The sequence below is a fragment of the Leptotrichia massiliensis genome (genome assembly GCF_900104625.1).
In the GTDB taxonomy this organism is placed as follows: domain Bacteria; phylum Fusobacteriota; class Fusobacteriia; order Fusobacteriales; family Leptotrichiaceae; genus Leptotrichia; species Leptotrichia massiliensis.
Window position 1 is genome coordinate 143,850 of the sequence record NZ_FNVZ01000004.1, and the last position, 14,020, is coordinate 157,869.

Annotated in this window: 9 protein-coding genes; all 9 read right to left on the reverse strand. The window is 31.0% G+C overall.

Features of this window, described 5'->3' with window-relative positions; all coding sequences use genetic code 11:
- Positions 1-61: 61 nt before the first annotated feature.
- Positions 62-382, reverse strand: a complete 321-nt coding sequence (locus BQ5344_RS02025) for a putative heavy metal-binding protein (RefSeq protein ID WP_071123961.1) — start codon at positions 380-382, stop codon at positions 62-64.
- A gap of 529 nt (positions 383-911) precedes the next feature.
- Entirely contained in the window at positions 912-1,151 is a 240-nt protein-coding gene (locus tag BQ5344_RS02030) for a type B 50S ribosomal protein L31 (RefSeq protein WP_006806019.1), read from the reverse strand.
- Between the two features lie 147 nt (positions 1,152-1,298).
- The gene (locus BQ5344_RS02035; RefSeq protein ID WP_021769003.1) at positions 1,299-1,604 is read right to left on the reverse strand and encodes a DUF1871 family protein; all 306 of its coding nucleotides are present in this window, start codon (positions 1,602-1,604) and stop codon (positions 1,299-1,301) included.
- A gap of 2 nt (positions 1,605-1,606) precedes the next feature.
- Positions 1,607-2,188 (reverse strand): hypothetical protein, encoded by a 582-nt coding sequence (locus tag BQ5344_RS02040; protein ID WP_071123962.1) that lies wholly within the window; start codon positions 2,186-2,188, stop codon positions 1,607-1,609.
- A 214-nt stretch (positions 2,189-2,402) separates the two neighbouring features.
- Entirely contained in the window at positions 2,403-3,101 is a 699-nt protein-coding gene (rlmB, locus tag BQ5344_RS02045; RefSeq protein WP_071123963.1) for a 23S rRNA (guanosine(2251)-2'-O)-methyltransferase RlmB, read from the reverse strand.
- A 726-nt stretch (positions 3,102-3,827) separates the two neighbouring features.
- Positions 3,828-5,417, reverse strand: a complete 1,590-nt coding sequence (locus BQ5344_RS02050) for a glycoside hydrolase family 57 protein (protein WP_071123964.1) — start codon at positions 5,415-5,417, stop codon at positions 3,828-3,830.
- Positions 5,418-6,014: 597 nt separating this feature from the next.
- Positions 6,015-6,914: a diacylglycerol/lipid kinase family protein gene (locus BQ5344_RS02055; protein WP_071123965.1), complete on the reverse strand. Its 900-nt coding sequence runs from the start codon at positions 6,912-6,914 to the stop codon at positions 6,015-6,017.
- A gap of 120 nt (positions 6,915-7,034) precedes the next feature.
- Positions 7,035-10,028 carry a single-stranded-DNA-specific exonuclease RecJ gene (gene recJ / locus BQ5344_RS02060; RefSeq protein WP_071123966.1) on the reverse strand — a complete coding sequence of 998 codons (2,994 nt, stop codon included), beginning with the start codon at positions 10,026-10,028 and terminating at the stop codon, positions 7,035-7,037.
- Between the two features lie 174 nt (positions 10,029-10,202).
- Positions 10,203-13,766 (reverse strand): pyruvate:ferredoxin (flavodoxin) oxidoreductase, encoded by a 3,564-nt coding sequence (gene nifJ, locus BQ5344_RS02065; RefSeq protein ID WP_071123967.1) that lies wholly within the window; start codon positions 13,764-13,766, stop codon positions 10,203-10,205.
- Positions 13,767-14,020: the final 254 nt, after the last annotated feature.

The window sequence follows — 14,020 nt, forward strand, 5'->3', positions numbered from 1 at the left end:
TTTTCTCCTATTCCATTTTCATTACGTAAATTATAAAACGATTTCACTGTACAATATTAAATTAACCTACAACTACAGCTGTTCCGCTGCAAGTTACCATAAGCATTCCATTGTCTGCTCCTAATACTTCGTAATCCATTTTTACACCAATAATGGCATTTGCACCAAGATTTGCAGCCCTAGTTTTCATTTCCTCCAGAGCATTCTCTCTTGCCGTCAAAAGCTCGTCTTCATAGCCTTTAGATCTTCCTCCAAAAATATTTCTCAAGCTTGCCCCCATATCTTTAAACATATTAATTCCTGAAATAACCTCTCCAAAAACAATCCCTTTATATTCCATAACTTTTTTATCCTGAATTTCATTTGTAGTTGTAATAATCATATTTTTACCTCTTTTCTAAATTTTTGTAAAAAAAAACTCTCTTAAAATAACTTTAGGAGAGGATAAATATAAATATTTATACATAACATTTATTTCTATATTTTACGATACTTTAATAGTTTATTTACTTAAGCCAAAATTTATAAAATTTGCCTAAACGAATCAAAGATACTTTTAATCATTATAAGCAACTATTATACTTCAAACCTCTACATCCAGTAATTACACTTAATTAACCTCAAATCTCTCATTTTTCCAAAATTATTCAAAATTAATTAACTATAAGTCTCTATTCTTTTGTAAATCCTGCAAATCTTCAACACTACTAATTTTCTAAACTGCTAAACTACCTTTTGTATCTTCATTTTTCAATAAATTTAATTTCCTACTATCCTGCTATCCTACTAATTATTTCATATATCATAACAAATATTAAATATATTGTCAACCATTAAAATTATATTAACAGAAAAATTAAGCTAAATAAAAAACAGAGAATAAACCATCCCTGTTTCCAATATTTTCAAAATTATAAGTTATATTTTTTCTTAAATTTGTCAACTCTTCCAGTTTCATCAACAAATTTAGATTTTCCAGTATAGAATGGGTGAGAAGTTGAACTTGTTGCAACTTTTATTACTGGATATTCTTGCCCTTCAAAAGTTGTTGTTTCTTTAGAAGTTTTAGTTGATTTTCCTAAGAATTTTTCTCCGTTACTTGTATCTTCAAATACTACAAATCCGTATGATGGATGTAAATCTTTTTTCATGTATCTATGCTCCTTTCTATTTATAACTATGATTATTTTCAATATTTCATATAATAATACCATATTTTTCTTTAATTTTCAAGTCTCGATATTGTAAAAATTTAGAGGAAATATATAAGATTCTATTTTTTTGTATTTTGAAAATATTTAAATACATTTCTTCAAAATTTTCTTTGCAATATCAAACTCTATATTTTCATCAGAATAATATACATCTTCTCCAAAAGCATTTTTAAATACAGTCTGTATCACAAGAGCCAATTCGTCAGTTTTAATATCTTTATTTATAAGCATTTTATTCCTAATTTGCTTAATTTCAAAATCGTATTCATCCTGTGGAGCAAAAGACAATAACTTGATTGGATCCCAAAAATCAATAATCTCTTTTATATTATTTTCAAGTTTTTTTATTTTATATATTTCCTCTTTTTTATTATACTTTTTGAATTTCACAATTAATCAACTCTCTTGTATTTTTCCCAAAATAACTCATCTATTTTAGTCTTTATCTCCATTATTTTACTAATTTCTGCCAAAACTTCCTTATTTTCTGGCAATATATCTTCATAAGGCAAACTTATCATTATACCATCCTTTACTTTTTTACTCCCAAATTTTTCAAAAAATATATCAATCTCTCCATTATCAAATAAATATCTCCCTGTATACTTATCTTCCTCATATTCAAATTTAACATTTTTATTGTTTCTCTTAAGATATTTTCTTATTTTAGGAAGAACTGTCTTTATTTCATCTCCTACTTTTATACTTTCTCTATTGTTTAAATACAACTTTTCCATACAAAAAGTTAAAAATTGAGTTTCTGGTTTTGTAAGATTTTCAACAAAGTAATTTAATGAATAGTATATTTTCAAACCTTTGTATATTAAATCTATTGATATTGTTATTTTATCATCACTCAATTTCATTTCTATTTCTTCAGGAACAGAAAAAATCTTCATTATCTCCTTTAAAGATATTTTTTCTATCCCATTAATTCCATAAGTATTATTTAAAATATACTTTTGTTTTCCCATTTAATTTCCTTCCCATAAAATATTTCTTTAACTATTTTCAAAAATCTAAAAATCCGATAAATACTGTCTCTTTTATGCTTGAGTTTTTTGTTTTGCTTCACTCACTAACAAGCAGTCTTGACTCTTTGTGACTATAAATACTGCTGTTACTCGATCTTTATCACTTTTACAATCACCTAAATATTTTTTATGAATAAGAAAATTCCAAATCTTACTATTTCGACATCTCCGCCAATATTATCCCTCCAGCCACAGATACATTCAGCGAGTTTATTTCCCCTTTTAAGTGTATTTTTACAATTTTGTCGCAATGCTCCTTCACTTTTTTTCGCATTCCGTTTCCTTCACTTCCAAGCACAAGACATGCTTTTTCTGGATAATTTTCTTCATAATAATAATTCTGCCCATCAGCTTCTGCACCGTAAACTGTATATCCATATTTTTTTAATTTGTCAATCGTATCAGAAATATTGGTAACTTTTACAATATCCACATGCTCAATTGCTCCTGTCGATGATTTTACAACTGTTTCCGTAACTTTCACACTATTTCTATCCTGAATAATAATCCCATCTACTCCAAAGCACTCCGCACTTCTTATAATCGCTCCAAAGTTTCTTGGATCCTGAACCTGATCCAGCACAACTACTCTTGACTTTTCTTTTCTCAAAAGCTTTTCTAAAAATGCAGTAAAATCAACATAATAATCAAATTCCGAAACAAGTGCCACTACCCCCTGTGAATTTTCAGTCCGTCTATCTGTATAAAAAATCTTTATATTTCTTCTACTTGCCAAATTCAATATTTCCTTAATTGTTTCCTTCTTTATCTTCTTATAAACCTCCAGCTTCTCAATATTTTTATCCGATTTCAATACTTCAATCACTGGATTTATTCCTATTATTTTCTCCATTCTTTTTTCTCTCTCTTTCTATTATTATCTATTAAAAATTTTTCTAATATTGATTTTTATTTATTACTTTTTTTATTTCAAAATTATTTTGATTAACAATTATTTTTCTTAATTTGTATTTATATGTTTTTTCTTTAACGAAATTTTACTTGATTTTTTGTACTTTTTAAAATACATTCTAATTTCATAAAACTGCTGTAAATTATAAAACTTAAAAAATTTGTCGTGATTTTTTTGGAATGAAAACGACTAAACACATTTATGTGTTTCTTTCGCTAGAACCTTCATAGCAAATAAATTTTGTAAAGTTTTTCTAATCTTCGTTTGCGAAAGTGAGCGTCAGCGAGTTTCGTTTTCGTAGTAATTCAGGTTTATCCAAATAATAAATGTTTTGACTACTTTCCCAAATAAAATTTGGGAATATTTCAAAAAAATGCTTAGACGAGCCGGGATTGTAAAGGGGATGGTAACTGATCCCCTTTACGTTAAAAAAAAGAAAAAACATTTAAAATAAATAAAAAACAATTATTAACTAAAATAACCCAAGTAAATTTAAATAAAATAATTTAGATAAATATTTAAACTTTTGAATATATTTTATAATAATTTTCATTTAAAAGCAACAAACAAAAAATATTTATCAATTTAATTAATATTAAAAAGGAATGTTCTTATAAAAAATTATAAAAAACACTCCTTAAATTATATTAATTTTTATTATTTAAATTATAGCCAGTCACTTCTATACATTCTGTATTCAATTTCAGGGAAGATATTATCTCTGCTTTCAATTTCATTTATCCAGCCTTCATCCAATCTTCCGTTTTTGAAGTCTTCATAAATTTTAAATAATCTGTGAACGTGATCGCTTATTTTTTTGTGAGCATAACCAACCATTGTTCCAGTATACATTATAAATTCCCAGCAGGAAGTCTGTGCCATTAATAATTCTCTTGCGGCCTGATTTAATGCTCTGTATTCTAATTCGTTGTACGGTTCTCTTCCGTTTGCCAGTTCTATCATTTTTTGTGCGGCTTTATGTAAATGTCTGTAGGCATAATCATTTGAGCCGTCTATCCAAACATCATAATAACCGTTTGCTCCCCAGCTTGACATGCTTACATCAACTATTTGATTTGTCGGATATTGCTCTAAATATTTGTATGGTGTTATTGTAGAAAAATTAGATTCTGCTGTGGCTCTGAATACCCATTCTAGGAATATTGGCCCTTCATACCACCAGTGTCCGTATAATTCGGCATCATAAGGCGATACTACAATTGGTTTTCTATATTTCATTTTTGAAGCCAGAAACTCAATTTGTTTTGAACGGTTGAATACAAAGTTGTAGGCGTGCTCTTTGGCTCTGGCCGCTGCCGCTTCTGGATTGTAAACTGCTTTATAAGTTCCTTTTTTATCAGTTATTGCATGGTATTTTACTCCAATATTTCTTCGTACTCCGTCACTGTGTAAATATGGCTCTACAAGTTCATAGTCAAGTTCATACCCGGCATCCTTGTGAAATTCTCTATAAACTCCATCTCCTGGATAACCAGACTCAGAACTCCAAACTTGCTCAGATGATTCCAAATCTCTAGCAAACGCAGCTACATAGTTTTTTGTATAAACTGGCGAGTAGATACCGTAAACTGGACGTGGGTCACTGTGCATAATCCCATGTGCATCAACTAGGAAATATCTTATTCCATGTTTTTCCAAAAATTTATCCTGTCCTGGATAATAAGCGCACTCTGCTAGCCAGATTCCTTTTGGCTCTCTTCCAAAATTTTTGATGTAATCTTTTTTAGCCATAAAAACTTGAGCATTAACTGCTTCTGGATAATCTTTCATAACTGGTAAAAATCCGTGTGTCGCAGTAACTGGGATGATTTCCAAATTACCTTGATCTTGGAATTTTCTGAAGGCCCCAACCAAATCTCTATTGTATTTTTCTTCAAATACTCGTTTTGCCCTTGTATTAAACCATAAATTATGTTTTGCAACATTTAGCATATCAGGATATGGACTAAGTCTTTCCACTTCTTTCTCGCAAAATTCAATCAATTTGTCTATGTGACGAACGTATCTTTCCCTTAATAAACTGTCGTTCATCATATTAACAAGTGTCCCAGACATTGTAATGGTCATATTCCAAGGAATATTATCCCTTGTCAAATTTTCAAACATTTCTAGTAGAGGAACATATGTTTCTGTAATTGCTTCGTATAACCAATCTTCTTCTAAAAATTCTTTATATTCCGGGTGTCTTACATAAGGTAAATGTGCATGCAAAACAAGACTCAAATATCCATTCATAATTTTTCCTCCATACTTTATAAATTTTTATATATTATATTTATACCATATTTTCGCAGAAATTCAAAATTTTTTTATAGAAAGTTTACTGAAATTTTAAACTTTCTTTTTTTATTATAACCTGACATTTCACATTTTAATTTTTAACCTTGTAACAGAATTTTCTCATATCAATCTATTTTATTTCATTAGCAACATAATTTTAAAATTACAAAAAAACTGCCAGCTAAATTCAACTGGCAGGCAAAAGGTGAGGACAATAAGACAAGAATTCAACTGCTATTTTTGACTGCTAAAAATCAAAAACAATATGATTATAACTGTCAAAACAGTCAAATCCCAATTTGCCATTATTACCACCCCCTGTTCAAGAAAGTGTAATCAAGGTTGCGTTCCTTGACAGACAATTATATCACAAAAAAAAAGACCTATTCAACAAAGAATAAAGCCTTTTTCTCGCATTTTTAATTTTACACTAACCTAAACAGGTTTTTTATTTAAGATTATTATATCATTTTTTTCCAAAAAACTCAATCCCTAAATTTCTGAAAAACAAAAAACTTCTTTAATTAAAGTTTTCTTATATTATAAATTTTTTTAACAAAAAACTTTTAATTTCCCACTTATAAACTCAATTGTTACATCTATATTTTCCCCTTCTTCTCCATCAATGCTCACGTCAATTTCTTCTGTAACTTTTTTTATTTCACATTTTTTAGCTTGTAAAGTTCGGATGTAATCGTTATTTGTCAGGTTGCTGTTCATTAAGTCAATTAGGATTTTTGGAATATCCAGCGGGTTGTCAATGTTTTTTACGATTAGAATATCCATAAATCCGTCATTCATACTTGCTTCATCAATTACATTTTCAAATCCTCCAACACTTTTCCCATTCAAAATTGCATATAAAATAGCCTTTTCCTTAATAGTCTCATTCCCATCCAGCACAATATCCAAGTCAAAAGTCTTTATATTTGTAAGTTCTCCAAGTCCATTTATGTAATAGGCAATTTTTCCAAATGTTTTTTTCAACGTTTTGTCTGTATTGTAGGAAATTTTGGTAAATAGTCCGCCAGCATACGAAGATAAGAATACCGTTTTTCCATTAATTAACCCAAAATCAATATCTTTAACAGTTTTATGTGTAATTTTCTCTATCCAGTTTTCAATATTTTCTTCAATTTTCAATGCTTTTGCAAAGTCGTTTGATGTTCCTGTCGGAAATATTGCAACTTCTGGAAATTCAATATTTTTAGAATAAAGTTCACTCAAGCAACGGCTCAAAGTTCCATCTCCGCCAGATAAAATTAAAATGTCATATTTTTCATTTTTTAAAATTTCTGTAAACAGGTCATAATCCTTATTTATACTATAAAGTGTCAATGTAATCCCTTTTTCCAGCAGTTTTGTAGTGATTAAATCAAAATTGCTTAAAATTATATTGGCATTTCCAGATTTTGGATTGTAAACCAAAATAGCCTTTTTTAGTTTTTCCATATTTCCTCCTATTTTTTATATTCTTGTCACATAGATATATTATTTCACATCACTTTTTTTATAATTTTTTACAACAAATTAAGATTTCTGCTACTCAAATATTTGTATCATCATTTACTTTTACAAAATCTCATTAACCGAATAATCAGAATAAATCTTTTCTCCATCAGTAAGCAACTTTTTCAATTTTATTTTTTCTTCAATTGGTAAATATTCTACAAAAATATTTTTTGCATTTTTTCTCTCCTTCTTGGTTGAGTTTTCTAAAAATGCTATATTTTCTGGCACTTCAATTTTCGTATTTATCTCTTCAATATTATTTTTGTCCAAATCATCTATTTTTACCATAAAATCTTCAGAATTTATTATTATGCAAAATCTTTTCTCCACTTCCTGTTTTCCAGCTTCACTTAACTTTTCAGTATTTTCCTGCTGTTTTTCCACAATATTTTCAGAATTTTCCACATTCACATTATTTTTAAACTCTATTTTTTCAACTTTTTTATACTCCAGTTGTTTTGGCTCTTCGTTAATTTCACTTTTCACAGCGTTTTTATCTTCTGTCTTATAAAAAATTTCATTTTGCATTGAAAAATCTGTTTTTATAATATTTTCAAGCTTTTCTGTATCCTTGTAGTTATAAAATAATGTAAATGGATAACTGTTTTCCGAATATTCTTCATTTATATCAAAATACGATTTTATAAAATTGTTAAAAGCTGGATTTTTATCTGAACTTATCACAATCTGACTTTTTTTATCAGTCATTTTTTTATAATAAATTCCAACTGTTAGTAAAAAGTTTTCAAAATTTGACATCTTGTATTTATATTTTTCATTTTCATCAAAAATATTTTTTATAATCAAGTTTTTATTTTGCTTAAAAAACTGTGCCAGCAATTCCTTAGTCTGTGAATTATACTCCATTTTTCCAATCAAAAATTCTTTTATCTTCTTAAAAATGCCAATTTGCGTGTGATCATAACACTTGAAATTATAATCTCTTTTTATCAGTATATTTACAATATTATGATTTGAAGCCTGCTTTACATCCTCCATTTTCACAGTAAAATTCCAGTTATAATACCTATTTAAAAGTATTAACAAGTTGGAAATGCTGTAATCAAGCCGTCCAATGAACTTTCTTCCTTGAAAAAGCGAAACCTGGTCAAATTCCATTTTCATTGTAATTTTCTTTTCCATTTCCAGCTCAATATTTGTATAAAATACCGACTTCATTGGAAAAGATGTGTTAAAAAGTGAATGATAATAAGATAAAGTATCGTCCTTCAACTGCGACACCTTCACATCCTCAACATACACTTTCGTATAATATCTATCTTGAAACATTTCCGTCTTTAATTTATAAACAATGTCGTAAAATAAATTTTCGTTCAGCTCTTTAAAATACTCGCCAGAATTAAACCAGACAGCATTTTTATTAAAAAATCCCTTTTGCTTTATATCAAACATTATATGATTTTTATTTTCTCCAATGAACTTTATATTTTCAAAAAGTACGTTATTTGTCCTGAACGTTGGCATTGGATTTCCAAATCCAAATGGCTTTAACAGTTCTATTATTTGGAAAAATTCGTAAGAAACCTTTTGAATCGGGATTTGCTTATCAATTTCTATTATTTTTACAAAATCCTCTTCCTTTAGTTTTGTTTTTGCAAATTTATTTATTTTTTTCCTAAATAATTCCAAATTTTTTATTCCAATCGTAAATCCAGCCGCTCCAGAATGCCCCCCAAACTTTACAAAAAGCTCAGGCATCGACTGTAACGCCTCCAAAATATTAAAGTTCCCAATGCTTCGGCACGATCCAACCGCTATTCCTTCATCTTCCTTCACTTCAATGATAATCGCAGGCTTGTAATATTTATCCACAATCTTGGAAGCCGCTATTCCAATTACACCGTGATGATATTCAGGCGAATAGTCTACAATCACATAATCTTCCTTTAAATCGCTTTCTTCAATGTGTTTTTCCACTTTTTCTACGATTTCATTCTGTAATTCTTTACGTTCAAAATTTTTATTAATCAATTCCTTTACAATTATCTCAATTTCCCTTTCATTATCCGAAATTAGCAATTTTACCACCATTTTTGCATCTTTAAGCCTTCCAGCCGCATTAAAGACAGGTGCTATGATAAAGCCCACATCATACGAATTATATTCCATTTTCTCATTAAAATCTGAATTTTGCGTACTAAATAATTTATACAGTAAAAATCTAAGCCCCTTATTTTTAGAACGGCTAAGCTGCTCCAGCCCAAACTTAGTCAAAATCCTGTTTTCTTCCACCAGCGGCACAATATCCGCAACTGTACCAATTGCTACTAAATCTAGATATTTATATGCTTTTGCCTTTTTCCCAATTCTTTCATAAAGACAAAGAATTACCATAAAAATAGTCCCAACTCCCGCTAGAAATTCAAAGGAAAATTCATTTTCAGGACGTTTTGGATTCACAACTGTAATAGCGTCTGGAACTTTATCCCCATGTAAATTATGGTGATCCGTAATAATTATCGGCAAATTTATAGAATTTGCAAACTCCACTTCAGGAAACGCTGTAATTCCACAATCCACAGTAATTACCAAATCTGCCCCAGATTCTTTTATTTTTTTCAATGCTTCATTATTCAATCCATACCCTTCATCCCGAATTGGAATATAATAATTCACATTTTCTGCCCCAAGCTCTTTTAACGCCATATACAAAATAGATGTCGAAGTAATTCCATCCACATCATAATCCCCATATATCCAAATATTCTTCTGTTCCTTTATCGCCTTTTCAATTTCCAAAACCGTCTTTTCCATATCCTGCAGTCCATAAGGATTCTGGATATTTTCAAGTTTTGGATTTAAAAATTCTCTTATTTCCTTCTCTGTAGTTATCCCACGTGAATAAAGTATTTTCAAAATATCATTATCAATTACTGAACTCAAATTTATATTTTCAAAATTCTGTTTTTCAGTCTTACTTTTTTTCAATTTTTTTGTTTTTTCATCATTTTTCTGCTTGTTGTCTCTTTCAATATATTCCCTCTCCTGTCGTGGATTAGGAATTATTTTTACAGCCCATTTCGTATTTCTCATATTTTATCTCCTCTTTTATATTTTCCCCTTTTATTTTTATACTTAATAATTTTACCACATTTTCTCATCAAAATAAATGCCAGCTATTCTAATTTTTTTCTAAAAAATAAGAAAAACCCCTAAAATAAAGGGGAATTTCTTTTTATAAAAAATAAATTTTATTTTAATTTAATTTTATTCTTCTGTTGAATAATCCATTGCTGCCATTCGTTTATAGTAGTTCCAGTTGTCTTTGGCATTTTTTAAGTTTGCTTCAAGCAATTCTTTGGCTTTTTCAGGAAATTCTGAGGCTAGGGTTGCATATCTTCGTTCTCCTAATAGGAAATCTTCATATTTATCCCAAGCGGGATTTCGTGTATCTAACTGCAGTGGATTTTTCCCTTTTTCAGCAAGTCTTGGATCATATCTGAAAATTGGCCAGTATCCTACTTCTGTTGCAAGTTTTTCTTCTGTCTGGAATTTACCCATTCCTGCCTTTATACCATGCTCAATACAAGGTGAATAGGCAATGATTATTGATGGTCCTGGATATTCTTCGGCTTCTCGTATTGCTTTTAATGTCTGATTTTGATTTGCTCCCATTGACACTTTCGCTACATAAATATTCCCATAAGTCATAAGTATTGCTGCCAAGTCCTTTTTCTTAGTTGGCTTTCCAGAAGCAGAAAATTTTGCCACTGCTCCTGCTTTTGAAGCTTTTGAAGCCTGTCCTCCTGTATTTGAGTAAACTTCAGTGTCAAGCACAAGCATATTTACATCGTCTCCAGAAGCCAAAACGTGATCAAGCCCACCAAACCCAATATCGTAAGCCCATCCATCTCCACCAAACATCCAGATGGATTTTTTGATTAAATACTGTTTCAATTCCAATATTTCATCTATATTGCTCTTTACTATTTCATTTGTATTTTCCAATTTTTCCTTTTCCATTAAAGCTACCAGTTCATCACGCATTTCTGCAGTTTTATCTCCACTATTAAAGTTTTCTGCAAATGAAGTAAACAAATCAGAAAGTTCTGTTGAAACATCGTCTTTTATTTCATTTATTCTTTTTAAAATTCTGTGCCGAATTGTGTTTACAGCCTGAAACATTCCGTATCCATATTCAGCATTGTCCTCAAACAGCGAAGAGGCCCATGCAGGTCCACAGCCGCTTTCTGCCGTTGTATAAGGCGTTGACGGTGCAGACGCTCCATAAATTGAAGAGCATCCTGTCGCATTTGCTACAATCATACGTTCTCCGAATAACTGTGTTACCAATTTAATATAAGGTGTTTCTCCACAGCCTGCACACGCTCCCGAAAATTCAAACAGCGGTTTTGCAAATTGTGAGCCTTTTACAGTATTTTTTCCTAAAATTTTGTCCTTGTATGAAACATTGTTAAATAAGTAATCTGTATATTCAACTTCATTTCTTTCAATTTGGGATTGAATTGGTTTCATAACAATGGCTTTTCCACGAGGAGCAGGACACACGTCTACACACGCACTGCATCCTGTACAGTCCAGCGGCGATACTTGAATTTTATAGTTCAAGTCGTTCATTCCACGTCCCAGTGCCTTTATTGTCGGCATTCCTTCTGGAGCTTTTGCCATTTCTTCCTCATCAATCAGGAAAGGACGAATTACAGCATGTGGACACACATAAGCACATTGGTTACACTGAATACACATATCAGGCTGCCATTCTGGCACTTCATCTGCTATTCCCCTTTTTTCATAATTTGCCGTTCCATGCTCAAATGTTCCGTCTTCACGTCCTAAAAATGCAGAAACTGGCAATTCTTCACCTTTCAGATTGTTAATCGGATCAGCCACCTTTTTTACAAATTCAGGTTTTGCATCGTCAATGATTTTTTCATCGACTTCAAGATCTGCCCATTCAGGCAATACTTCAACTTCATCCAGCCCATCAATCCCTCTGTCAATGGCATCCCAGTTTTTTTGAACAATATCCTGTCCTTTTCTTCCATAACTTTTTTCAGCATATTCCTTCATGTATTGCTTCGCCTCATCGTGAGGAATTACTTCCGAAAGATAGAAAAATGCCGACTGCATAATAGTATTCGTCCTATTTCCAAGCCCAATTTCCTTTGCGATTTCCGTTGCATTTATCAAGTAAAATTTAGCCTTTTTACGTGCAAGTTCCCTTTTTATCTCATTTGGAACATATTTTAACAGTTTTTCCTTATCCCAAATTGTATTTAATAAAAATATTCCACCTTCACGTAGCCCTGAAATCATGTCGTATTTTCCCAGATAGGCAGGTGCAGAGCAGGCAACAAAGCTGGGCTTTGTAACTAAGTAAGTAGAACGGATTGGATATTTACTAAATCGTAAGTGCGAACGTGTTACTCCACCAGATTTTTTTGAATCATAAGCAAAATAACCCTGTGCATATAAGTCTGTCTTATCTCCAATAATTTTTATCGAATTTTTATTTGCCCCAACTGTTCCATCTGAACCAAGACCATAAAATAGACAGCCTTTCACATCCTCATTTCCAGTAAACACTTCATCTTCCAGTGCTAGGGATGTAAATGTAACATCGTCAATAATTCCGATTGTAAAGTTGTTTTTAGGTTCCTTTTGTGCAAGATTCTTGAATACTGCCACAATTTGTTCAGGCGTTGTATCCTTTGATGAAAGTCCGTATCTTCCGCCAACAATTTCCGGTGCATTTTCACGTCCATAGTAAAGTGCCTTTACATCCATATACAATGGCTCTCCCAATGCTCCAGGCTCTTTTGTCCTGTCAAGCACAGCTATTTTTTTCACGCTTTTCGGCATCACATCAAAAAAATACTTGCTAGAAAATGGACGATATAAATGAACATTCAATGCTCCCACATTTTCGCCATTTTTATTAAGATAATCTACAACTTCCTTGATTGTTTCATTTACAGATCCCATTGCAATAATAACTCTTTCAGCATTTTCTGAACCGTAGTAAACAAAAGGTGCATAGTTCCGTCCTGTTTTTTCGCTAATTTTTTTCATATAGTCATTTACAATATCAGGCACAGCTTCATAAAATCTATTTTGAGCCTCCCTTGCCTGAAAATAAATATCATCATTTTGAGCTGTTCCTCTTGTTACAGGATTTTCTGGATTTAATGCTCTTTCTCTAAATTCCTGCACAGCTTTTTTATCAAGCAGACTCTCCAAAAATTCATAATCCATAACTTCTATCTTATTTATCTCATGCGAAGTCCTAAATCCATCAAAAAAGTGCATAAAAGGCACTCTCGACTTAATTGCCGCCAAATGTGCAATTCCAGCCAGATCCATAACTTCCTGAACCGAACTTGTCGCAAGCATAGCCCAGCCTGTCATTCTAGCCGCATAAATATCCTGATGATCTCCAAATATTGACAACGCCTGTGTAGAAATTGCCCTTGCCGCAACATGCATTACCCCTGGCAGCAATTCCCCAGATATTTTATACATATTAGGTATTTTTAATAACAATCCTTGAGAAGCAGTAAATGTCGTAGTCAAAGCCCCAGTCTGAAGCGATCCGTGTACAATCCCCGCAGCTCCAGCCTCTGATTGCATTTCCACAACCTTTACCGGCATTCCAAATAAATTTTCCTTTCCGTATGATGCCCATTGATCTACAAGCTCTGACATAGTTGACGACGGAGTAATTGGATAAATTCCAGCAACTTCCGTAAATGCGTATGCTATATGAGCTGCAGCTTGGTTACCATCCATTGTTTTCATATTTTTTGTCATTTTTCCCTCCAAATTAAAGAATTTTATAATTTCTTTACTTAACTTACATTTATAAAATTCTAGCTATATATAATTATATATTTTCTAGTCCAAATTTGCAATTACTTTTTAACTTTTCTTTCTATTCTTTTTTATTTTTATAAAATAAACCGTTGTTCCAAAATATTGTTTTTATATTTTTTGTAATTTTTTAAGTAAATTACAGAGTAACTAAACTAAAAAATGAAATGGGTTTAAAATTTGGAAAAAATTAT